At 54.1% G+C, this 22,250-nt stretch carries 19 protein-coding genes; 11 read left to right on the top strand and 8 right to left on the bottom strand.

Annotated elements, in window-relative coordinates:
* The first annotated feature begins 47 nt into the window (after nt 1–47).
* Genes fepD through fepC form a run of 3 tightly spaced genes read left to right on the top strand, consistent with a single transcriptional unit; the run spans nt 48 to nt 2,844 of the window.
* Entirely contained in the window at nt 48–1,055 is a 1,008-nt protein-coding gene (gene fepD, locus OGX91_RS09855) for a Fe(3+)-siderophore ABC transporter permease (RefSeq protein WP_040232594.1), read from the top strand.
* Entirely contained in the window at nt 1,052–2,044 is a 993-nt protein-coding gene (fepG, locus tag OGX91_RS09850; protein ID WP_199947280.1) for an iron-enterobactin ABC transporter permease, read from the top strand. Before fepD ends, fepG begins: the two co-directional genes overlap by 4 nt.
* Nucleotides 2,041–2,844, top strand: coding sequence for an iron-enterobactin ABC transporter ATP-binding protein (gene fepC, locus OGX91_RS09845; protein WP_005123456.1), 804 nt, complete (start codon nt 2,041–2,043; stop codon nt 2,842–2,844). The genes fepG and fepC overlap by 4 nt, the downstream gene beginning before the upstream one ends.
* A 33-nt stretch (nt 2,845–2,877) precedes the next feature.
* Here fepC and entF read toward each other — a convergent pair whose 3' ends face one another.
* From entF to fes, 3 genes are read right to left on the bottom strand one after another with little or no spacing between them, the layout of a single operon-like run.
* The gene (gene entF, locus OGX91_RS09840) at nt 2,878–6,768 is read right to left on the bottom strand and encodes an enterobactin non-ribosomal peptide synthetase EntF (RefSeq protein ID WP_155021563.1); all 3,891 of its coding nucleotides are present in this window, start codon (nt 6,766–6,768) and stop codon (nt 2,878–2,880) included.
* Complete coding sequence (locus OGX91_RS09835; protein WP_005123454.1) at nt 6,765–6,983, bottom strand: MbtH family protein; 219 nt, start codon at nt 6,981–6,983, stop codon at nt 6,765–6,767. Before OGX91_RS09835 ends, entF begins: the two co-directional genes overlap by 4 nt.
* 30 nt (nt 6,984–7,013) lie before the next feature.
* Nucleotides 7,014–8,231: an enterochelin esterase gene (gene fes, locus OGX91_RS09830; protein ID WP_040232598.1), complete on the bottom strand. Its 1,218-nt coding sequence runs from the start codon at nt 8,229–8,231 to the stop codon at nt 7,014–7,016.
* Between the two features lie 252 nt (nt 8,232–8,483).
* Between fes and OGX91_RS09825 the strand changes: the two genes are divergently transcribed.
* Together OGX91_RS09825 and entD are read left to right on the top strand one after the other, a co-directional pair.
* Nucleotides 8,484–10,775, top strand: coding sequence for a TonB-dependent siderophore receptor (locus tag OGX91_RS09825; protein ID WP_040232601.1), 2,292 nt, complete (start codon nt 8,484–8,486; stop codon nt 10,773–10,775).
* A gap of 48 nt (nt 10,776–10,823) precedes the next feature.
* On the top strand, nt 10,824–11,486 hold the full coding sequence (gene entD, locus OGX91_RS09820) for an enterobactin synthase subunit EntD (protein ID WP_188231850.1): 663 nt from the start codon (nt 10,824–10,826) through the stop codon (nt 11,484–11,486).
* A gap of 18 nt (nt 11,487–11,504) precedes the next feature.
* On the opposite strand, the gene OGX91_RS09815 is transcribed toward entD, so the two are convergent.
* Complete coding sequence (locus tag OGX91_RS09815) at nt 11,505–12,209, bottom strand: GNAT family N-acetyltransferase (RefSeq protein ID WP_199947278.1); 705 nt, start codon at nt 12,207–12,209, stop codon at nt 11,505–11,507.
* A gap of 144 nt (nt 12,210–12,353) precedes the next feature.
* Here OGX91_RS09815 and OGX91_RS09810 point away from each other — a divergent pair, with 144 nt between their 5' ends.
* Both OGX91_RS09810 and OGX91_RS09805 read left to right on the top strand, forming a co-directional pair.
* Nucleotides 12,354–13,472 (top strand): YbdK family carboxylate-amine ligase, encoded by a 1,119-nt coding sequence (locus OGX91_RS09810; RefSeq protein WP_040232602.1) that lies wholly within the window; start codon nt 12,354–12,356, stop codon nt 13,470–13,472.
* Between the two features lie 66 nt (nt 13,473–13,538).
* Nucleotides 13,539–13,787 (top strand): DUF1158 family protein, encoded by a 249-nt coding sequence (locus OGX91_RS09805; RefSeq protein WP_005122002.1) that lies wholly within the window; start codon nt 13,539–13,541, stop codon nt 13,785–13,787.
* 22 nt (nt 13,788–13,809) lie between these two features.
* Here OGX91_RS09805 and OGX91_RS09800 read toward each other — a convergent pair whose 3' ends face one another.
* Entirely contained in the window at nt 13,810–14,151 is a 342-nt protein-coding gene (locus OGX91_RS09800) for a RamA family antibiotic efflux transcriptional regulator (RefSeq protein WP_005122005.1), read from the bottom strand.
* Nucleotides 14,152–14,168: 17 nt separating this feature from the next.
* The gene (locus OGX91_RS09795; protein ID WP_149691375.1) at nt 14,169–15,281 is read right to left on the bottom strand and encodes an MBL fold metallo-hydrolase; all 1,113 of its coding nucleotides are present in this window, start codon (nt 15,279–15,281) and stop codon (nt 14,169–14,171) included.
* Nucleotides 15,282–15,472: 191 nt separating this feature from the next.
* On the opposite strand from OGX91_RS09795, the gene OGX91_RS09790 reads away from it, so the two are divergent.
* The 4 genes from OGX91_RS09790 to OGX91_RS09775 all read left to right on the top strand — a co-directional run bounded on the left by OGX91_RS09790 (nt 15,473) and on the right by OGX91_RS09775 (nt 18,504).
* Nucleotides 15,473–16,054, top strand: a complete 582-nt coding sequence (locus tag OGX91_RS09790) for a TetR/AcrR family transcriptional regulator (protein WP_005122009.1) — start codon at nt 15,473–15,475, stop codon at nt 16,052–16,054.
* The gene (locus tag OGX91_RS09785) at nt 16,054–16,422 is read left to right on the top strand and encodes an MmcQ/YjbR family DNA-binding protein (protein ID WP_005122011.1); all 369 of its coding nucleotides are present in this window, start codon (nt 16,054–16,056) and stop codon (nt 16,420–16,422) included. The genes OGX91_RS09790 and OGX91_RS09785 overlap by 1 nt, the downstream gene beginning before the upstream one ends.
* 119 nt (nt 16,423–16,541) lie before the next feature.
* A complete protein-coding gene (nfsB, locus tag OGX91_RS09780; protein ID WP_005122012.1) occupies nt 16,542–17,195 on the top strand; it encodes an oxygen-insensitive NAD(P)H nitroreductase in 654 nt (217 codons plus the stop codon).
* A gap of 64 nt (nt 17,196–17,259) precedes the next feature.
* The gene (locus OGX91_RS09775) at nt 17,260–18,504 is read left to right on the top strand and encodes a mechanosensitive ion channel family protein (protein WP_005122014.1); all 1,245 of its coding nucleotides are present in this window, start codon (nt 17,260–17,262) and stop codon (nt 18,502–18,504) included.
* A 54-nt stretch (nt 18,505–18,558) separates the two neighbouring features.
* Here OGX91_RS09775 and pheP read toward each other — a convergent pair whose 3' ends face one another.
* Both pheP and OGX91_RS09765 read right to left on the bottom strand, forming a co-directional pair.
* Entirely contained in the window at nt 18,559–19,953 is a 1,395-nt protein-coding gene (gene pheP / locus OGX91_RS09770) for a phenylalanine transporter (protein ID WP_061067477.1), read from the bottom strand.
* Nucleotides 19,954–20,078: 125 nt separating this feature from the next.
* On the bottom strand, nt 20,079–22,247 hold the full coding sequence (locus tag OGX91_RS09765) for a TonB-dependent receptor (RefSeq protein ID WP_370552100.1): 2,169 nt from the start codon (nt 22,245–22,247) through the stop codon (nt 20,079–20,081).
* Nucleotides 22,248–22,250 lie beyond the last annotated feature (3 nt).

Below are 22,250 nucleotides of genomic sequence, written 5' to 3'. Positions count from 1 at the left end.
AAATAAGATCGATAACGATAATTACTATCATTATCAGGGAAGTTGATATGTCATGCTCTGTTTCCGCGACACGCGCCTTTGCCGTGCCCGGACTGTTGTTACTACTTGTTCTCACCACGGCATTAAGTCTGGTTATTGGCGCAAAGTCGCTGCCCGCCTCCGTGGTATTTGATGCGCTCACCGGCAGTTGTCAAAGCGCCGATTGCACCATCGTGCTGGACGCGCGACTTCCGCGTACGCTGGCAGGGCTCCTCGCAGGTGGTGCGCTGGGCCTGGCGGGTGCGCTGATGCAGACGCTCACCCGTAACCCGCTGGCCGATCCGGGGATTCTTGGCGTCAATTCCGGGGCCAGCTTCGCGATTGTTTTAGGCGCGTCGCTGTTTGGCTTTTCCTCCCCGCAAGAACAGCTGCTAATGGCTTTTTCCGGGGCTCTCGCAGCCTCACTGATTGTGGCTTTTACCGGTAGTCAGGGCGGTGGACAGCTCAGCCCGGTACGCCTGACATTGGCCGGTGTTGCGCTGGGTGCTGTTCTGGAAGGATTATCTACTGGCATCGCCCTTCTCAACCCGGACGTCTACGACCAGTTGCGTTTCTGGCAAGCCGGTTCACTGGATATCCGCAGCCTGCAGACGCTGAAAGTCGTGCTGATCCCGGTCCTGATTGCCGGTGCTGTCGCGCTGTTTCTTAGCCGTGCTCTGAATAGCCTCAGTCTGGGAAGCGACACCGCAACGGCGCTGGGCAGCAAAGTTGCGCGTACCCAGTTTATCGGCCTGTTGGTGATTACCGTACTGTGCGGAAGTGCGACCGCCATCGTCGGCCCTATCGCCTTTATCGGCCTGATGATGCCGCATATGGCACGCTGGCTGGTGGGCGCAGATCATCGCTGGTCGCTGCCCGTCACTCTGCTGGCCACCCCTTCTCTGCTGCTGATTGCCGATATCATCGGTCGTCTGATTGTGCCTGGCGAGTTGCGCGTCTCGGTCGTCAGCGCGTTTATCGGTGCGCCGGTTCTCATCTTCCTGGTACGCCGCAAACAGCGCGGAGGTGGTGCATGATGCATCTCTCCCGTCGCCTGATTGTCAGTTGTCTGCTGCTGGTCGTTGGTTGCCTGGCCGTTGGATTGTGGAGCCTGCGCAGCGGTGCCGTTATGCTCGAGACCCCGCAAATTATTGCCGCCCTGCTCGGTGATGCACCGCGTAGCATTACGCTGGTGGTGACCGAGTGGCGATTACCACGCGTTTTGATGGCGCTGCTGATTGGCGCGGCGCTGGGCGTTAGCGGCGCGATATTCCAGTCATTGATGCGCAACCCGCTGGGTAGCCCGGACGTGATGGGCTTCAATACCGGTGCCTGGAGCGGCGTACTGGTGGCAATGGTGCTGTTTGGTCAGCATCTTACCGCCATCGCGCTGGCGGCAATGCTCGGCGGGATCCTGACTTCGCTGGTGGTCTGGGCGCTGGCCTGGCGCAACGGCATCGACACCTTCCGGCTGATCATCATCGGGATCGGCATTCGCGCTATGCTGGTGGCCTTCAACACCTGGCTGCTGCTGAAGGCGTCCTTAGAAACCGCGCTGACAGCCGGGCTGTGGAACGCCGGATCGCTCAACGGTCTGACCTGGGCGAAGACCTGGCCTTCTGCGCCGCTGATTATCGTGATGCTGGGGTGCGCCGCGCTGTTGGTACGCCGCCTGCGTTTACTGGAAATGGGTGATGACAGCGCCTGTGCGCTCGGTGTCAGCGTTGAACGCTCACGTCTGATGATGATGCTGGTCGCCGTGGTGTTGACCGCTGCGGCCACCGCGCTGGCAGGCCCTATCTCGTTTATTGCCCTGGTTGCCCCACACATCGCGCGTCGGCTTAGCGGCACGGTACGTTGGGGATTAACGCAGTCGGCGCTGTGCGGCGCCCTGTTACTGCTGATGGCCGATTTATGCGCTCAGCAGCTATTTATGCCTTATCAGCTTCCGGTTGGCGTTGTCACCGTAAGCCTCGGCGGTATTTACCTTATCGTCTTGTTAATTCAGGAGTCCCGCAAAAAATGACCGAATCAGTAGCCCGTTTGCGTGGCGACCAGTTAACGCTGGGTTATGGCAAATTTACCGTGGCGGAAAACCTTAATGTCTCGATCCCCGATGGTCACTTCACTGCCATTATTGGCCCCAACGGTTGTGGAAAGTCCACGCTGCTGCGTACATTGAGTCGTCTGATGACGCCCGCGCACGGCAAAGTCTGGCTCGATGGCGAACATATTCAACATTACCCCAGTAAAGAGGTCGCACGCAGAATTGGTCTGCTGGCGCAAAATGCCACCACGCCGGGCGATATTACCGTGCAGGAGCTGGTTGCTCGTGGGCGTTATCCACATCAGCCTTTATTTACCCGCTGGCGTAAAGAAGATGAAATCGCGGTAACCCACGCGATGCAGGCCACGGGGATCACGCATCTGGCGGCGCAAAGTGTGGATACTCTCTCCGGCGGTCAACGCCAACGCGCGTGGATAGCGATGGTGCTGGCACAAGAAACGTCGATTATGCTGCTCGACGAACCCACCACCTGGCTGGATATCAGCCATCAGATTGATCTGCTGGAGCTGCTGAGTGAGCTAAACCGGGAGAAAGGTTACACGCTGGCCGCCGTTCTGCACGACCTGAATCAGGCATGCCGCTATGCCACCCATCTGATTGCACTTCGTGATGGAAAGATCGTTGCCGAGGGTGCGCCGAAAGAGATTGTCACGGCAGAGCTCATTGAAAAAATCTATGGGCTGCGGTGTATGATTATCGACGATCCGGTAGCCGGAACGCCGTTAGTGGTCCCGTTAGGACGCACAGCAAACAGGTAAATCGCGCCACCTCCGCAGAGGTGGCGAGTCCATTTATTGGATATCGTTGAGCAAGTCACGCATGACTGGCCCAATCTTCTCGAAAGCCATTGGCGTAATGATATCAACGTGCGCGCAGTCCTGGCGATAAACATCCAGACTGGAAATCCACGGCGACCAACTGCGTTCCGGGCTGACTCCCGGCGGTAACGTGCGTTCAGCAACAAACAGCGTAGCGTGTCCCGCAAAAGGTACGCTATGTGCCGTACTCAGCAGGCGAACCGCATCGGCGTAGTTACCTTCGATGGCGCTAAACAATGCGTCGGATGCATTGCCCTGCTGAGCAGTCAGAAACGCCTCCCGCTCACGATCAATTTCCGCTAACACTTCCGGGTCGAGTCCATTGGCCTCTTTTTCCGACCAATTTTGCGTTTCCGGCGGCCAGGTATCCAGCAGGCCAAGAAATGCGACCGTTTCTCCGCGCGCGTGTAATCGGGCAGCAATGCCCTGCGCCAGTGTACCGCCCAACGAGTACCCAATCAGATAATAAGGTCCATGAGGTTGCTGACGAAGTAACGTTGCCAGGTGCTGTTCGCACACCGCATCCAGGTTTTCTGCTGTCTGCATCGGGCCATCCGGTCGCGGTGACTGGATACCCATAATCGACCACTGTGGAGGAAGGTAGCGTGACAACACGCTAAACTGCCAGGCGAAACCCGATGCCGGATGGAAGCAGAACAGCACAGGACCATCGCTTTCACGCAGCGGCAGCAGCGTTTCAAATCCCAACCGTTGCGACTGCTCGTCATCATTGCCATCCAGCAATGCGCTGAGCTGTTCGACGGTCGAGGCCACCATAATCTGCCCAGGCGTTACCTGGCGCTCAAAAATGCGGCTCAATTGCGCCGCCAGCTTCATCGCCAGCAGAGAATGCCCGCCAAGCGCAAAGAAATCCGCTTCAACATCATTGACCTCGCAGCCCAGCAAGGCCGTGAACGCCTGAGCAATCGTAGTTTCAGTCCCTGCTCGCGGCGCCCGCCCTTCCTGACGTGACGTCAGTTGTGGCATTGGTAACGCTTTACGATCCAGCTTGCCGTTGGCGCTGAGCGGGAGCTCCGCCAGTTGCAGCAGCACTGTCGGTACCATATGTGCAGGCAGGGTTGCGCGCAGACTCTCGCGCAATGCCGGAATATCCAGCGGTAAACCCGATTGTGACACCAGATAGCCCACTAACTGGCGCGCATCGCCGCCTGTCGCTACCGCCTGATTGAATACGCAGGCATGGGCAACAGCATGCTCAACATCTGGCAGCTGCTGCATCACCCGATCAATCTCACCCAGTTCAATACGCTGCCCACGGATTTTTAGCTGGTCATCACTGCGCCCAAGATATTCCACCGCGCCATTTTCCAGCCAGCACGCCACGTCTCCGGTACGGTACATACGTTCGCCAGGGTTAAAGGGATCGGCAATAAAACGGCTCGCCGTCAGATCTGGTCGGCCGAGATATCCCTGCGCCAGTTGGATCCCCGTCAGGTACAGGTCACCGGCGACACCAATGGGCACTGGACGCATCATGGCATCGAGGATCCGCAAACCGGTATTCCAGACCGGATAGCCGATTGGTACGCTGTTCCCGGCTACGGCAGCAAGCTCCTCACCCCAGGCTGGATACCAGCTTACATCTACCGCCGCCTCGGTTGGCCCATACAGATTGTGCAGCGGCGCGTGAGTCAGTTGCTCCCATTCGCGGCACAACGCTGCCGGCAGCGCTTCACCGCTACAAAACACCTGTTTCAACGTGGAGCAGCTTTCCCGCGCCGTTTCTGGCGTCAGTGAGGCCACAAACGCCGCCAGCATCGACGGTACAAAGTGCGTTGTCGTCACCCCAAACGTCGCGAAGAACTGTTGCATCGCCAGCGGGTCACGATGTGCCTCTGGTTCAGCCATCACCAGTTTTGCGCCGGCAATGAAGGGCCAGAAAAACTCCCAGACCGAAACATCAAAACTGCATGGCGTTTTTTGCGCCACCACATCGTCGGCCGTCAGCGGATAGTGATTCTGCATCCATAGCAGACGGTTAACGATGGCGGTTTGTCCCACCATCACCCCTTTTGGTCTGCCCGTCGATCCGGAGGTGAAGATGATATAGGCCGTATGATTTGGTCGTGATAAAGCTAATGGTGTGTCATCTTGCTCTGGCAACGGCGCGGTGTAGCACAGGCTTTCCAGCCCAGGGATACCGCTAAAACGAACCCGTTGTTCATCAGTGGTGATAAGCAACGTAGGTTTAGCATCTTCCAGCATCATCCGCAGGCGATCGTCCGGATATCCGGTATCCAGCGGTAACCAGGCGGCTCCCGCTTCGACGATACCGTGCAGCGCCAGCGTCAGGAACACGGAGCGCGGTAAGGCAACCGCCACGCTGTCCCCTGGGCGCACACCGCGTTCGCGCAGCAGTTTTGCCAGTGCCACCACCTGCTGACGCATTTCGCGATAGCTAAACTGATAGCGAGCATCGGCCAGCGCCGGCGCATCCGGTGTTTTGCTGGCTTGCCCGGCCACCAGCGCACTCAATGTGGTGGAAGGGATCGTCACTGCCGTATTGTTAATTGTCGCCAACTGTTCGTGCTCAGACGCCAGCAGCATCTCCACATCCCCGCAGCGTAGCGACGGATTTGCGGCAAATTGCGCGATAAGCGCCGTTAAACGCGAAGCATGCTGTGCCAACGTAGCGGCGTCATATCGCTGCTTATTCGCCAGAATTTCAATGCTCAGCCCACCGTTTTCATCCGGGAACAGCGCCAGTTCCAGATCGTTCACCGGCCCCGTCGCCAGCGTATGGGTTTGTGCCTGCACGCCAGGAATATTCAACTGATAGTCAAAGATCTTCACGTTCAGCACCGGGCCAAACAGTGGTTCAGCCCCGGCCGCACGCCCGCTGTCACGGACAATTTGTTCGGCATCATAGCGCTGGTGTCGGCGCATTTTCTTCAGCTGTCCAGCCAGCCGTTGCGCAAGCGCAGGGAGACTTTCTGCTGCATCAAGTCTCACGCCAAAGGGCAGGACATTTAACACCGGCCCGGTAGCGGTAAGCGCCGCTGACCCCATGCGGCGCATAAAGATAAACCCGGCGGCATAATCCATTCGGCTGCATAAACGACCGAGCCACAATGCAACCAGCGCCAGCGCCAGATCCGCACGCTGAACATCTGGCATGCGTGACGCAAGCTGGCGGAATGAACCTTCAGGCGCAGTTAACTTCATACGAATAATATCCGCGCTGGCTGAGCGACCTGGCAGCGGTTTGCTCGACAATGAAGCCGGCGGCGGCAGTTGTTGGCGTTGTTCAGCCCAGAATGCGCTATCACGTTGCCAGGCATCGCTTTGACGATACTGTTGATACTCTTCCACGACCTCGGCAAACGGCGTAAATGGCGAGGCTGGCGTGGATTCACCGCGCAGCCACGCTGTGTAAATTGCAGCAATCTGGCGGGTAATAGCCGGGAAACTAAAGCCATCAACCAGTAAGTGATGATAGCGCTGATACCAGTACCAGCGTTTATCTCCCACCTGAATGAGCAGATGGAAGACCAGCGGCTTGCCGCCGTCAGCGCGAAGATCCTGTTGCAGATCCGCCCGCATCAACGCGCGTGCCGCCTCGTGCGGACTGGATTCATTGCGTAAATCGAGAATGTCAGGTTCAGCAAAGGTGAGCGTAGGATCAACCCATTGCCAGATGTCACCGTTATCCTCAGTGAACTGCATCCGCAGGGTATCCGCATGCTCCAGACCGGCCACGACCGCCTTTGCCAGCAGTGGTGCATTCAGTTCACCGGTTAATTCGACATAGTGTGCAACGCTCCACGCCGAGGGCAATGTGGAGAGCTTTTCTGCCATCCAGATCCCTGGCTGGGCCGCAACTAAGGGTAAGCGCTGAGTCATTGCGCCTCCTGTACATCGACATAGTTTGCTGGCGTCAGCGTGGTCCAGTTCGCATCCAGCCATTGCTGGCAGGCGTCCTGCGACTGCGGTTCGCACGCAACCGTCCAGCCAGCAGGAAGTGAGCACTGCTGAGGCCAGAGGCTGAATTGACGTTGTGGGTTTTGCAGAATGTAAAACTGTCCCTGCGGGTTATCGAAGGGGTTACTGAATTCCATACTCAACTCCTGTCGTGGAACATCATCCGGTTAAAGCGTGTCGGTGAGCGGTTGCCAGAGCGTCATCAGCCCTTGCATTAAGCCGCCGCGCCAGCAAAGCGCATCATGTCCACCCTCAACCTGACGCCAGAAAATAGACTGTGGTGCAGAGGGAAATTGGGTGAATAGCGCCTGATTAGCACGAAAAATAATCGGCTCGCGGGTCCCGGCTTCCAGCACAATACGTAGACCCTGAACGCTTACCGTTCCGGCCTTCAGTTGTTCAATAATCACGCCATCCTGATGACCATCGCGATGCGGCCACCAATAAGATCCGGACTGACTGAGTACGCAGCCAAACCGATCTGGCCAGTTCAGTCCGGCATACAGCGAAGCCAAACCGCCAAAACTTTGCCCGGCAACCACCGTGCGCTGCGGGTCGTCGCTGAATGGCGTCGTGGTTTTCACCAGCGGCAATAATTCCTGCTGAACTGCCAGCCAAAAATCAGCGTTACACGGCAACTCATGGCTGCGATGCGGCGTATCAATGGCATCAATCAGGAGATATACCGCGGGAGGAAGCTGGCCACGATGAGTGAGTGAGGTCAGTGCCGGCCAGACCGGCATACTGTGTGCCCAAAATTGTCCGTCCAGCAGAATAGCCAGGGGACGTTCTTGCGGGTTGGCTTCACCGGTGGTGAAAACCCACACCCGGCGCGTATTACCCAACCGGTCACTGTGCCATTGCAGGCATACTGCGGGCGAGTCGGGATTTTCAGGGCGATCCCATCCCGGCTGTACGGGAGCATCTGGCATCTCCAGCGCGGACACCGCATGCCCCCGACCCCCTTTCCAGCTTTGAGTATTGAGAGGATCCGCAATAGCCTGTGGCAGCAGTTGTCGCCAGCCTTCGCGTAGCACAGTGCGATCGGGCGTTTCACCCGGTGCCAGTGAGGCAAAAATATCGTTTCGATCGGAGGGGATAAAACAGTAACTGCCGCGCCAGTTAGCGCTCAGGGAAATATTCCAGCACCAAACATTCGTACCATCAATACGTTGCATCGACTGGGGTACGGCATTTTGATGATGATCGGTAACACCCGTGATGTAGACCCACACCCGGCGAATGGCTGACTCTTTTTCGCTTCCCTGTGGATCGCGCCACCAGAACGTTACGCGGTAATCACCGTTGTCTTCTCGCTCCCATTCCGGGCCATTTTTTGACTGCCACCACGCCTCGCTTCCCATCATTAACGCCGTCACTGTCATAACCCCATGTTTATTTTGAAATTTTATATATGAGCGTGAAATATATTGATAATATTATTGATAACTATTTGCATTTGCAATAGCGTATTGACGCGCTGTGGGAAGCGCGCACAGTTTTTCACCACTTATAAACCGACCTGGCGCTGCGTACTTTTTTCTGGAACGGAGGGTTTACGCAGATGCGGGCGACATCAGGCCTGGTGCCCAAAACGGCACACGGGTACTCGTGGCTAAAAGAAAGCAGGACATACAATGAACAACAAGATTCATTCACTGGCCTTATTGGTCAATTTAGGGATTTACGGGGTAGCACTGCCTGCGATGGCAGAAGATAAAACCGATAGCGCCGCCGTCTCTCATGAAGACACCATCGTCGTCACCGCCGCTCAGCAGAACCTGCAGGCGCCGGGCGTTTCAACCATCACCGCAGATGAAATCCGCAAGAACCCTCCGGCTCGCGACGTCTCGGAAATCATCCGTACCATGCCAGGCGTTAACCTGACCGGTAACTCAACCAGCGGCCAGCGCGGTAACAACCGTCAGATTGATATTCGCGGTATGGGCCCAGAAAACACCCTGATTCTGATCGACGGCAAACCGGTCACCAGCCGCAACTCTGTGCGTCAGGGGTGGCGTGGTGAGCGTGATACCCGCGGTGATACCGCCTGGGTACCACCTGAAATGATAGAACGCATTGAAGTCCTGCGCGGCCCGGCAGCAGCACGCTACGGCAACGGCGCGGCAGGTGGTGTGGTGAATATCATCACCAAAAAAGGCAGCAGTGAATGGCACGGTTCATGGGATACCTATTTCAACGCGCCGGAGCACAAAGACGAAGGTTCGACCAAACGCACCAACTTTAGCCTGAATGGTCCAATGGGCGGAGATTTCAGCTTCCGTCTGTACGGTAACCTCGATAAAACACAGGCCGATGCCTGGGATATCAACCAGGGCCATCAGTCAGAACGTACAGGTACGTATTCCAATACCTTACCGGCCGGTCGCGAAGGGGTGATCAACAAAGACATCAACGGTATTGTGCGTTGGGATTTCGCCCCACTTCAGTCACTGGAACTGGAAGCGGGTTACAGCCGCCAGGGCAACCTGTACGCGGGTGACACGCAAAATACCAACACTAACCAGTTGGTGAAAGATAACTACGGTAAAGAAACTAACCGTCTGTACCGTCAGAACTACTCGCTGACCTGGAACGGCGGCTGGGATAATGGTGTCACCACCAGCAACTGGGTGCAGTACGAACACACGCGGAACTCTCGCACCCCGGAAGGTCTGGCCGGTGGAACCGAGGGGATCTTCGACCCGACGGCTTCACAAAAATATGTCGATGCCGACCTGAATGACGTCATGCTGCACAGTGAGATCAGCATTCCGTTGGATCTGCTGGTCAATCAAAACCTGACGCTGGGTACTGAATGGAACCAGCAGCGCATGAAGGACATGCTGTCTAACTCGCAGTCCTTTATGGGCGGTAATATTCCAGGCTATAGCAGCACCGATCGCAGCCCATATTCGAAAGCCGAGATCTTCTCTCTGTTTGCCGAAAACAACATGGAGCTGACCGACAGCACCATGCTGACACCGGGTCTGCGTTTCGATCACCACAGCATTGTGGGCGACAACTGGAGCCCGTCGCTGAACCTGTCTCAAGGTTTGGGCGACGACTTTACGCTGAAAATGGGCATCGCGCGCGCCTATAAAGCACCAAGCCTGTACCAACTCAACCCAAATTACATTCTGTACAGTAAAGGCCAGGGCTGTTATGCCACCGGTTCTGCCAGCGGTATTGGCTGCTACATGATGGGTAACGATGACCTGAAAGCTGAAACCAGCATCAACAAAGAGATTGGTCTCGAGTTCAAACGTGACGGCTGGCTGGCCGGCATCACCTGGTTCCGCAACGATTACCGTAACAAGATTGAAGCAGGTACGGTACCGTTTGACAGAACCTCGATCAGCAAGAAAAACGCAACAACGGGCAAGACCACAACAACCTACACCGATATCTATCAGTGGGGAAACATTCCTAAAGCGGTGGTAGAAGGCCTGGAAGGAACGTTGAACGTGCCGGTTAGCGAAACCGTTACCTGGACCAACAACATCACCTACATGCTGCAAAGCAAGAATAAAGAGACTGGCGAACGTCTGTCGATTATTCCTGAGTACACGCTGAACTCAACATTGAGCTGGCAGGCGCGTGAAGATCTGTCACTGCAATCCACCTTTACCTGGTACGGCAAACAGCAGCCGAAGAAATACGATTACCAGGGTAAACCGGTGACCGGCAGCTCGGCACAAGAAGTGAGTCCGTACAGCATCGTCGGCCTGAGCGCGACCTGGGACGTGACCAAAAACGTCAGCCTGACCGGCGGCGTGGATAACGTCTTTGACAAACGTCTGTGGCGTGAAGGCAATGCCCAGACCACTGGTGATATCGTTACCGGTAATTATATGGCGGGCGCTGGCGCGTACACCTATAACGAACCGGGTCGTACGTGGTTCATGAGCGTTAACACGCACTTCTGATAACGCTTTCCCTCTCCTCGCTGCGGGGAGAGGGAAATCATAACTATGATGCACACAACGCACACACCACTCACTTTCGCAGACCAGACGCTGCACATTGTTGAGTTCGATCCCAACAGCTTTCACGAACACGATCTGCTCTGGCTCCCTCACCATGCCCAGCTAACCGCTGGCGCACGTAAACGTAAAGCAGAACATCTGGCAGGACGTATCGCCGCAATACATGCTTTACGTGAATACGGTATCAAAACGGTGCCCGGCATCGGCGAACAGCGACAACCGCTGTGGCCACATGGCCTCTTTGGCAGTATCAGCCATAGCGCAACAACGGCACTGGCTGTCGTCTCATGCCACCCCGTCGGACTGGATATTGAAGCTATTTTTTCGCCGCAGGTCGCAGTTGAGCTGACTGACAGCATTATCGACAACACTGAGCGACAGGTTTTGCTTCACGCATCACTCCCCTTTCCACTTGCCTTAACCCTGGCCTTCAGCGCCAAAGAGAGTCTGTATAAGGCGTTTTCAGCGCATTTGACGCACCTTCCGGGCTTCTCCAGCGCCAACGTTATCGCTCTCACCACGACGCAGATCACCTTGCAAATTACGCCGTCATTTTCGCAAAGCCTCGCCGGGCTGAGCGTTAACGTTAGCTGGTTTCGGCGTGAAGAAAACATCATTACCCTATGCCCGGCCCCGGCCTTTTCAGTCTGAGTGATCAAGGCAAACGTACTATGCCGGTTGAAACGCCGCCAGCGATCGGCGTTGTCGCCCGTTTTCATCAAAGTTGTCGACAGCCAGCCAACGCTGCAAAACAGCGTCACGCTGTGGCCACTCATCGTCAATCATTGATAGCCAGTCGCTGTCGCGGTTGCGCCCCTTACGCACCATCTTTTGGCGAAAGCGACCTTCATGGATAAACCCTAAACGCTCCGCCGCACGTCGGGATGCGATGTTCAGGGAATCGCATTTCCACTCCACGCGACGATAGCCCAGCGCAAACGCCTGGCGTAGCAACAGCCAGACGGTTTCTGTACCCAGTACCGTATTCTTCATTCGTGGCGACCAGGTCACATGGCCTATCTCGACCGAGCCATTTACAAGGTCGATCGCCATAAATGAGACTAACCCTACGGCGCGCCCGGATTGTAAATCAATCACCGCATAGGAAACCAAAGAGGCATCCGTTGATTTGCCCGTGACCCAACGCACGGCCTCCTCTACGCTCGCAGGACGCGTGCTGGCAAGCCAGGTCCAGTCACGTTCGTCAGGTGCCTGCGCGTAGGCGTCAAACAGATCGGCGGCATGGCTGTCAGCGTCCAGGGGCTCCAGACGGCAATATTGACCAATAAGCACACTCCGTGGCAGCGCGGTTGCGCCATTCCAGTCCGGCAGGGCATCACCCACCGTCTGCCCATACAGATTTATCTCTGGCACTGTTCACCCCCGGTTATGCAAGTAAAAACCACGTTATAGCACCCGCCATTTCACCTTCAAAGCGCTGGTCAGGGATTTTTCACGCAGAACAGAAAATCGCCGCCCCTTCTATACTGATTAGAAATCAACGCTCAGGAGAACACGATGTCACTACCCGATTTTCATGTCTCTGACCCCTTTACGTTAGGCATTGAACTGGAAATGCAGGTAATCAATCCTCCGGGCTACGATCTGAGCCAAGACGCGTCCAGGTTGATTGACGCCGTGAAGTCAGAACTCACCGTCGGCGAGGTGAAGCACGATATCACCGAAAGTATGCTGGAAATGGCGACCGGGGTGTGTCGCGATGTTGACCAGGCGGCCGCGCAGTTTTCCACCATGCAGCACCTTGTTTTGCGCGCAGCCCAAACGCTTCACCTCGACATCTGCGGCGGTGGTACGCACCCGTTTCAAACATGGCAGCGTCAGGAAGTGTGTGATGACGAACGCTATCGGCGGAATCTGGAGAACTTCGGCTACCTTATTCAGCAGGCCACGGTTTTCGGTCAGCATGTTCATATCGGCTGTGCCAACGGTGACGATGCGATTTACCTGCTGCACGGCCTGTCGCGATTTGTCCCCCACTTTATTGCGCTCTCTGCGGCCTCGCCCTATATGCAGGCTGCTGATACACGCTTTGCCTGTGCACGGCTGAACATTTTCTCCGGATTTCCCGATAATGGCCCGATGCCGTGGGTGAGCAACTGGCAGGAATTTACCAGGCTCTTTCGCCAACTGGCGTATACCAGCATGATTGACAGCATTAAAGATTTGCACTGGGACATCCGCCCCAGTCCGCATTTTGGCACAGTAGAGGTACGGGTGATGGACACCCCGCTGACCCTTGAGCACGCACTCAACATAGCCGGGCTTATTCAGGCTACCGCCCACTGGTTACTCACCGAACGGCCATTCAGGCATCAGGAAAATGATTATCTGTTGTACAAGTTCAACCGTTTTCAGGCCTGTCGTTTTGGGATGGAAGGAATACTCACCGACGTGAATACCGGGGATCACCATCGCCTGGCTGATGACACGCTACGCTTACTGGACACTGTCGCAGCGTCGGCGGAAAAAGTGGGGGCAGCGAGTGCCGTTCACACCTTACATCAGCAGGTGAAAAAGGGTCACAATGAGGTGCGGCACATGCGTGATTTTGTGGCAAACGGTGGCTCGCTGAGTGGACTGGTGAAAAAACACTGTGAGATCTGGGCGGGGCATTAAGCGCGACGTTTGCGTTAACCAACGATATCCCGGACAATGGCTTTTTAACTCAAGTTTAACAATGCCATGAAACACCCGCTTGAATCACTGATGACCGCCGCCGGGATACTGCTGTTGGCTCTGCTTTCCTGCCTGCTGCTGCCCGCCCCTTCGCTTGGCCTGGTGTTGGCGCAAAAGTTAGTCACAACCTTTCATTTAATGGATCTTAATCAGTTTTATACTTTGTTGTTTTGTCTGTGGTTCTTGCTTCTCGGGGTGATTGAGTATTTTGTACTGCGCTTCATCTGGCGGCGTTGGTTCTCGCTGGCAGAATAGACCCGCGAGAACCCGTATACCGTTAATGTGTGCGGCTGTGATTTTCTTTACGATACGCCCCAGGCGGCTGGCTAAACGTACGGGTAAAAATACGCGTGAAAGTCTGCTGCGAATCGAAGCCATACTTCAGGCAGATATCGTAAACTTTTTGGTCGGTATCACGCAGATCGCGTGCCGCTAATAATAGCTTACGTTCACGGATATAACGCCCGAGGCTCTCGCCTTTGTACTGCAGAAAAAGGCGCTGCAGATGCCATTTTGAATACCCCGCATGGCGCGCAATATCATCAATGCGCAAGGGTTGGTTCAAATTATCATCAATCCATTCAACAATCGTATCAATTACCTGAGCAGAAATCGTCATCATGCTCTCCCCTCTGTTCATTGCGTTGCCTGCTGCCACCAGGCCGTAAACTGTTGGTCCGGTTCGGACAGTGCTACCGGCTCACCCAGCATCGGCGTCAGCAATCGGTAATGTTGGCGGCGACTGGCAAGTGCCAGTCTTTTGTAGGGATCATCCCAGGTGTGTTTTGCCAGAACGAAGCGACCCGCATGTCCGGGTAATACCGCTTTCGCGTGCAGATCGGCCGCGGCCTGGGCGGTTTCTTCCGGCATCATATGAATGAACTTCCAGTCCTGGTCATACTGACCATTTTCCATGATTGCCAAATCGACCTTGCCAAACTGCTCGCCAATCGCTTTAAAATGCGGCCCGTAGCCGGAGTCGCCGCTGTAGTAAACGTTCTGTTCCGGCGTTTCAAACATGAAACTGGCCCACAGCGTTTGGTTACGTTTAATCCCCCGGCCAGAAAAATGGCGGGCAGGCAGGACATGGACGATCAGCGAGTCCGTCACTTTGACAGATTGATTCCAGTCACGTTCCTCAATAATCTCGCTGTTCATTCCCCAGTAACGCAGGTGCGATCCCACGCCAAGTGGCGTAATCACGCGCTTAATCTTCGGCATCAGGGCCTTGATGGTGGCGAGATCCAGATGGTCATAATGATCATGCGAGATAATAAGAAGATCGATCTCCGGCATCGTCTGCGCAGTCCACGGATACTCACCAGCAAAAGCTTTATTCAGGAATGAAAACGGTGCGGCATAATTGCTCAACACCGGATCAATAAGAATACGCTGGCCCGCCAATTGTAAATACCACGAGGAATGTCCCAGCCAGACAAGGGTATCCTGCTGTGGCGATAAACTGGCGAGATCGGTCGCAACCAGTGGCAACGGCTGCGCGGGTCGCGCGTTTTCTCGCTTCGCGATCAGAAACTCCCACCAGGCCGCCAGCATACCTTTGTTGCCGGTATAGCCCGGGGTCGGGACCTGATTATGAAACTGTCCATCACGATAGTGTGGCGACTGTTCAACCTGACTCAGTTGTGCTCCTTGCGGCGCCTGACCAAATCCGGCATTGAGTACAAACGGTAAACTTGCTGCTGCGGCAATGAGCATAATAACAACCACACAAACTGTGAGACGCTTCATATCCTGACCTTAAACGCGCCCCCTTTCCGCTGGGTTGCGCGACTGACTCTTGATTATGAGTGAGTAAGCACTCATTATAGAAATCGAAAGTTTGTCGTCAAGATGATTTTCAATCTTTGACATTCGCCGTTGCGGTGCGGCAAAGGCCGTGATTCAATCCTATTTTTTTACAGACTTAGGGGTAAAGTGTAGTGGCTCGTCCGAAGAGTGAAGACAAAAAACAGGCATTACTGGAAGCTGCAACCGCAGCATTTGCACAATCAGGCATTGCGGCCTCTACCGCCGTTATTGCCCGCAATGCAGGTGTCGCAGAGGGAACGTTGTTTCGCTATTTCGCCACAAAAGATGATCTGATCAACGAGCTTTACCTCCATTTAAAACAAGACCTCTGCCAGTCAATGATGGCAAATCTGGATCGCTCAGTGACCGATGCCAAAACCATGACTCACTCCATCTGGAACAGCTACATCAGTTGGGGTCTGGACCATACTTGTGGACATCGCACTATCCGCCAACTGGCCGTCAGCGAGAAAATCAGCAAAGAAACCGAACAGCAGGCTGACGATATGTTCCCGGAACTGCGCGATTTATGTCATCGTTCCGTTCGCCCTGAATTTATGTCTGACGAATATCGTGCCTTCGGTGATGGGCTTTTTCTTTCACTGGCAGAAACAACCATGGAATTTGCCGCCCGCGATCCTGCCCGCGCGAATGAATATATTTCGATGGGGTTTGAGGCCATGTGGCGCGCACTGACCCGCGAGGAAAAATAATGGACGGCCAAACGCTGCATGCTTGTGCTAAACGTATTGCGCTCGAACTGCCTTTTACTGAGCAATGCTGGCCGTTCGGCCCGGAATACGATGTCTTCAAAGTCGGCGGTAAGATTTTTATGATTGTCTCAGAGCAGCGCGGTCGTCCGTTGGTTAATTTGAAGTCTGATCCACAAAAATCACTGCTGAATCAGCAGATTTACCGCAGTATCGAACCGGGCTATCACATGAATAAAAAGCACTGGATATCCGTCTACCCCGGCGATGATATTAGCGAGTCATTACTGACTGACCTGGTGAACGACTCATGGCACCGGGTGGTAGACGGCCTGCCTAAGCGGGATCAAAAACGCCTGCGTCCAGACTGATTTATCGTTAACTCCAATAAGTGTTTTTGCTTTTTTCTGTCTTATCTTTTTCCCGCTAACCCTGTACCCTGCTGAAACAAAACGCACCCGCAGGGTACGAAAAACCACCAGGAGTAGTTATGGATATTGTTTCTGTCGCCTTAAAACGTTACTCCACTAAGGCATTCGATCCGAATAAAAAACTGACCGCTGAGCAAGCAGAAAAATTAAAAACACTGCTGCAGTTTAGTCCGTCCAGTACCAACTCTCAGCCGTGGCACTTTATCGTTGCCAGCACTGACGAAGGAAAAGCGCGGGTGGCTAAATCCGCAGCCGGCGGCTTTGTGTTCAACGAACGTAAAATGCTGGATGCTTCCCACGTCGTGGTGTTCTGCGCCAAAACGACGATGGACGATGCGTGGCTGGAACGCGTGGTGGATCAAGAAGAGCGCGATGGACGCTTTGCTACCCCGGAAGCCAAAGCCGCAAACCACAAAGGTCGTACATTCTTTGCCGACCTGCACCGCAAGGAACTTAAAGACGACAACCACTGGATGGCGAAACAGGTGTACCTGAACGTCGGTAACTTCCTGCTGGGTGTGGCGGCAATGGGTCTGGATGCTGTACCGATTGAAGGCTTTGATGCGGCCATCATGGATGCAGAGTTTGGTCTGAAAGAAAAAGGTTACACCAGCGTTGTTGTGGTCCCGGTGGGTCATCACAGCGTAGAAGACTTCAACGCCGCCCTGCCAAAATCACGTCTGCCGCAAGAAACGACGCTGACAGAAGTCTGATCCCCACATTTGCATAAGCTCCACACAGCGGTCATCATAGACCGCTGTTTATTAAGGAGACATTATGCAGGAATTGATATCTCAGGTAGAAGAACTCGGCATTGAAATAAATCACACCACCTCGCTGGTGATGATTTTTGGCATTATTTTTATCACCGCCATTATTGTTCACGTTATTTTGCACTGGGTGGTATTACGCGCATTTGAAAAGCGCGCCAACGCCAGCTCCCGTCTGTGGCTACAAATCATCACGCAGAACAAATTATTTCACCGACTGGCATTCACGCTGCAAGGTATCATTGTCAATATACAGGCCGCACTCTGGCTACAGAAAGGCAGTGAAGCCGCAGAAATATTAGTAACCTGCGCACAGCTGTGGATCATGATGTACGCCCTGCTGTCTTTATTCTCCCTGCTGGACGTGATTCTCAATCTGTCACAAAAGCTCCCTGCCGCATCACAACTGCCGTTGAAAGGAATATTTCAGGGCATCAAGTTAATCGGCGCAATTATCGTCGGGATCCTGATGATCTCTCTGCTGATTGGCCAGTCCCCGGCAATACTGATTAGCGGTCTGGGCGCGATGGCCGCCGTCTTAATGCTGGTATTTAAAGATCCGATCCTCGGACTGGTCGCCGGTATTCAGCTTTCAGCCAACGATATGCTCAAGCTGGGCGACTGGCTGGAAATGCCGAAATACGGTGCCGATGGCGCGGTTATTGATATTGGATTAACCACGGTAAAAGTACGCAACTGGGATAACACCATCACCACTATCCCCACCTGGTCATTGGTATCAGACTCGTTTAAAAACTGGAGCGGGATGTCGGCTTCCGGTGGTCGGAGAATTAAACGCAGCATCAGCATTGATGCCACCAGCATCCATTTTCTTGATGAGGATGAACGCCAGCGATTGCATAAAGCGCATCTGCTGAAACCCTATTTAACCACGCGTCACCAGGAAATCAGCGAGTGGAACCAGCAATTAGATGCGCCTGAGTCTGTATTGAATCATCGCCAGATGACCAATATCGGCACCTTCCGCGCTTATCTGAACGAGTATTTGCGTCACCACCCGCGTATTCGCAAAGATATGACATTAATGGTGCGCCAACTTGCACCAGATGACCACGGTTTACCGATTGAAATTTATGCGTTTACCAATACGGTGGTGTGGCTGGAATATGAAAGTATTCAGGCTGATATCTTCGACCATATTTTTGCCGTCGTCGAAGAATTTGGTTTACGCATTCATCAATCCCCTACCGGAAATGATATTCGTGCGCTGTCAGGCGTATTTCAGCGTTAATCTGCAGAATAGATAAATCACCGATCTCATCACCAGGATGAGATCGGTTAGATATTAGCGGGACTTGCGACGCAGCAGTTTGAATGCCACGAACAGGAACAGGATCCACACGGGCAGCAGGATAGCGGACAGGCGCATATCATCCATGGTGCACATCAGCACCAGAATCATGCCGAGGAAGGCGATACACACGTAGTTACCCGCCGGATACAGCAACGCTTTAAACTGAGTATCACGCCCCTTACGACGCATTGCCGCCCGGAAACGCAGGTGCGCCAGACAGATCATAATCCAGTTCAATAGCAGCGTCGCAACCACCAGCGCCATCAACAGGCTGAAGGCTTTTTGCGGCAACACATAGTTGATCAGCACCACCAGCGACGTAATCGCGCCGGAGAGAATCAATGAGTTTACCGGTACGCCACGACGGCTGACTCGGGTTAAGAACTTCGGTGCATTTCCCTGTACCGACAGACCAAACAGCATACGGCTGTTAGAGTAGACGCCACTGTTATACACCGACAGCGAAGCCACCAGAATGACAAAATTCAGCGCAGAAGCCACCACGTTACTGTCAAGATTATGGAAAATCATCACAAACGGGCTGCTGTTGGATTTCACTTCCACCCACGGATACAGCGCCAACAGCACCACCAATGAGCCGATGTAAAACAGCAAAATACGATACACCACCTGGTTTACCGCTTTCGGGATACTTTTTTGCGGATCCTGCGCTTCGGCAGCGGTAATTCCGATCAGTTCCAGACCACCAAACGAGAACATAATCACCGCCAACGACAGGATCAGTCCGTTCCAGCCAGTCGCGAAAAAGCCGTTATAGCGCCAGAGGTTATCAATGCTTGCATGTTCGCCGCCGTTGCCGGAAACCAGCATCCAGATACCAAAGCCAATCATGCCGATAATCGCCAGGACTTTGATCAGCGCAAACCAAAACTCCGTTTCGCCATACAGACGCACGTTGACCAGGTTGACCGCATTGATAATCACGAAGAAAGCCGCAGCCCAAATCCAGGTTGGGACATCAGGCAGCCAGTACTGCATATAAATTCCGGCTGCGGTGAGTTCTGCCATGCCAACCAGCACAAACATTACCCAGTAGTTCCAGCCAGACAAGAAACCCGCGAACGGACCCCAGTATTTATAGGCAAAGTGGGCAAACGATCCTGAAACGGGTTCTTCAACCACCATTTCGCCCAACTGACGCATGATCAGAAACGCGATGATCCCGGCAACACCGTAACCGAGTAATACAGCAGGTCCCGCCATCTGAATAGCGGGGCCGATTCCCAGAAACAAGCCTGTACCAATTGCGCCGCCCAGCGCAATTAACTGAATATGGCGGTTTTGCAACCCCCGCTGAAGCGTCGGTTCATTCGTCGACGCGGCATCAGACACGCTGGTGTCAGATGCAGTTGACGCGTTTTTCACGCCCTACCCCTGTGTGGTTTTTATTGAAGGGGCTTCTTTTAACATTTCAACCTGGTTGTCGCAAGGCGCAATCGTTTGGATACGCCGGGCATCCTTGCCCAACGCACCGAGGCCCAGGAAAAAAATCAGAAGTCGTAACTGACGGAAACCTTCAGCGTGCGTGGCTCGCCCTGGAACAGATAAGTCCCGGTATCATCAATACCTGACCAGTAATTCTCGTTGGTGACGTTATCGACCCCTGCACGCAAAATCATCTGGTTCTGGTTTTGATTGAGTGACATACGGTAACGCACACCTAAATCCAGTGTGGTAAAACTGTCGAGTTTCTTGGTATTTGCCGCGTTGGCATACTGAGCGCCAGAATGGTTCAGCCGTGCCGTCGCGGTGAGTCCTTCAACAGGTTTAATATCATATTCAGCCCCCAGCACCGCATAGAAGTCCGGTACGCCGATTGCCGTCTTACCGTTGTTGACACCGTTTTGATTTTTACTGAGCGTCGCATCCAGCCACGTTGCACTGGCGTTCAGCCGCAGTCCTAACACCGGCTCACCAAAAACATTCAGCTCCACGCCACGATTACGCTGCTCACCGTTGATGGCGTAATACCGGGTCTGGCTATCCAACTGCGCAACCGGCATTTTGATTTCAAACAACGCCAGTGAACCGCCTACACGGCCAAAGTCTGTTTTGACCCCAACCTCATTCTGTTTTGCATGGATGATTCCGGTGCTTTGACCGTAGTTCACCGCACTGCTTGGCGCGGTGCTGCCTGGCTGTAGCGATTCGGTATGATTCGCATAAAGAGAAAGTTCCTGCCACGGCTTATATACGACACCGTACGTCGGCATCCAGCGGCTGTCATCAAAACTGTTCTTAACGTTTTCAGCGCCTGTTTCTTTGTTGTAATCACGAACCACAACCTTTTGGTGACGGGCGCCGACGGTAAACAGAAGCTGATCATCAAGCACGCCCAACGTATCGCTGAGTAACCACCCCTGACTACGCGTACGTCCACTGGTTAACGGATCGCTATAGTTGCCTCCCGTCGCCGTCACCGCTGGTTTTGCTACATCTTGCGTATCGTAGATATTGACGTCCGGACGTGCGGCACGTGATCCCATACGCCAGGCGATTTTGTCTTCTTTAGTGACGGCGGAATAACCTACATTAACCTTATGCGACACAAAACCCGTATCAAAATTCCCGCGCAGCCCTGCCATCCCGCTGAACGCATCAATAATACGATTGGTATCAAGGCGTCCGGCTTTGGCGTCACCGGCCTGGTTGTATATTTCCGGGGCACTGTACAAACCAATTTCATGCGCGTGCTGCGCACCTAAACCGGCATAAGCGGTCCAGTTATCGGTCAGATCATATTCCGTGCGCGCCATTCCGAACTCATTTTCAATATCGCTATAACCCCATCTCTGGCTATAGTTGTGCGTATTTTTCGGCAGATCGGGGACAAATGGCACATAGTAGACATTGATCCCCATGTTGCCACCGTGAAACGTCTTTTTTTGATACCCGACGTCTAATGAACTGCGGAAACGGTCGCCACGGTAATCCAGTCCCAGCGCTGCCAGCGTGGTACGACGTTTATCATCGTCAACCTCCCCCTCCCCTTCACGATGCAACAGATTCACACGGGCGCCAACCTGGTTATTGTCACCAAAACGGCGTCCGGCATCGAGCGACGTTCCCACCTGTGAGTCACTGGTGTAATCCATACCAAGGCGTGTGATCGGCGTATCGTCTGCATGCTTGGGTTCAAGATTAATCATCCCGCCAACGCCGCTACCGGCCGCGCCATTGAGCAATCCATTCGCGCCTTTAAAGATTTCAACGCGATCGATCATCTGCGTATCCACCACCTGGCGCGGCAGCACACCGGATAATCCACCAAAGGTCATATCATCGCCGTCAAGTTTCAGACCGCGAATACGGTATGTCTCTGCGTAGTTACCATAGCCTTGTACCGCCTGCACGCTCGCGTCATTGGCGACAACATCGGCTACGGTCTTAGCTTGCTGATCTTCGACCAGTTTTGAGGTGTAGCTTATAACGTTAAATGGCACATCCATGGCATTTTGCTGACCAAGCATCCCCAGCCTGCCGCCATTGGCGACCTGACCGTCGAGAAAAGCAGGCAGTAACGTATCGCCACCGGGCTTAAAATCACGTCCCTCTGCAGCCTGTACCACAATGGTCTCTTCCGCTTCTGTGGGGGCCTCAGTTGCATTCACCGTGCCGGAAAGCGCGCCAATAGTAGCGGCCAGCACAGTTTTTCTCATTAA

This window comes from Citrobacter sp. Cpa228 (genome assembly GCF_030333085.1).
GTDB classification, from domain to species: domain Bacteria; phylum Pseudomonadota; class Gammaproteobacteria; order Enterobacterales; family Enterobacteriaceae; genus Citrobacter; species Citrobacter pasteurii.
The sequence above is the reverse complement of the archived record's forward strand: the minus strand, read 5'-3'. Positions and strand labels throughout refer to the sequence as shown.

Excerpts from the sequence above, each read along its gene's own strand:
- fepD (WP_040232594.1), top strand. The coding sequence starts at position 48 with ATGTCATGCTCTGTTTCCGCGACACGCGCCTTTGCCGTGCCCGGACTG.
- fepG (WP_199947280.1), top strand. The coding sequence starts at position 1,052 with ATGATGCATCTCTCCCGTCGCCTGATTGTCAGTTGTCTGCTGCTGGTC.
- fepC (WP_005123456.1), top strand. The coding sequence starts at position 2,041 with ATGACCGAATCAGTAGCCCGTTTGCGTGGCGACCAGTTAACGCTGGGT.
- entF (WP_155021563.1), bottom strand. The coding sequence starts at position 6,768 with ATGACTCAGCGCTTACCCTTAGTTGCGGCCCAGCCAGGGATCTGGATG.
- OGX91_RS09835 (WP_005123454.1), bottom strand. The coding sequence starts at position 6,983 with ATGGAATTCAGTAACCCCTTCGATAACCCGCAGGGACAGTTTTACATT.
- fes (WP_040232598.1), bottom strand. The coding sequence starts at position 8,231 with ATGACAGTGACGGCGTTAATGATGGGAAGCGAGGCGTGGTGGCAGTCA.
- OGX91_RS09825 (WP_040232601.1), top strand. The coding sequence starts at position 8,484 with ATGAACAACAAGATTCATTCACTGGCCTTATTGGTCAATTTAGGGATT.
- entD (WP_188231850.1), top strand. The coding sequence starts at position 10,824 with ATGCACACAACGCACACACCACTCACTTTCGCAGACCAGACGCTGCAC.
- OGX91_RS09810 (WP_040232602.1), top strand. The coding sequence starts at position 12,354 with ATGTCACTACCCGATTTTCATGTCTCTGACCCCTTTACGTTAGGCATT.
- OGX91_RS09805 (WP_005122002.1), top strand. The coding sequence starts at position 13,539 with ATGAAACACCCGCTTGAATCACTGATGACCGCCGCCGGGATACTGCTG.
- OGX91_RS09800 (WP_005122005.1), bottom strand. The coding sequence starts at position 14,151 with ATGACGATTTCTGCTCAGGTAATTGATACGATTGTTGAATGGATTGAT.
- OGX91_RS09795 (WP_149691375.1), bottom strand. The coding sequence starts at position 15,281 with ATGAAGCGTCTCACAGTTTGTGTGGTTGTTATTATGCTCATTGCCGCA.
- OGX91_RS09785 (WP_005122011.1), top strand. The coding sequence starts at position 16,054 with ATGGACGGCCAAACGCTGCATGCTTGTGCTAAACGTATTGCGCTCGAA.
- nfsB (WP_005122012.1), top strand. The coding sequence starts at position 16,542 with ATGGATATTGTTTCTGTCGCCTTAAAACGTTACTCCACTAAGGCATTC.
- OGX91_RS09775 (WP_005122014.1), top strand. The coding sequence starts at position 17,260 with ATGCAGGAATTGATATCTCAGGTAGAAGAACTCGGCATTGAAATAAAT.
- OGX91_RS09765 (WP_370552100.1), bottom strand. The coding sequence starts at position 22,247 with ATGAGAAAAACTGTGCTGGCCGCTACTATTGGCGCGCTTTCCGGCACG.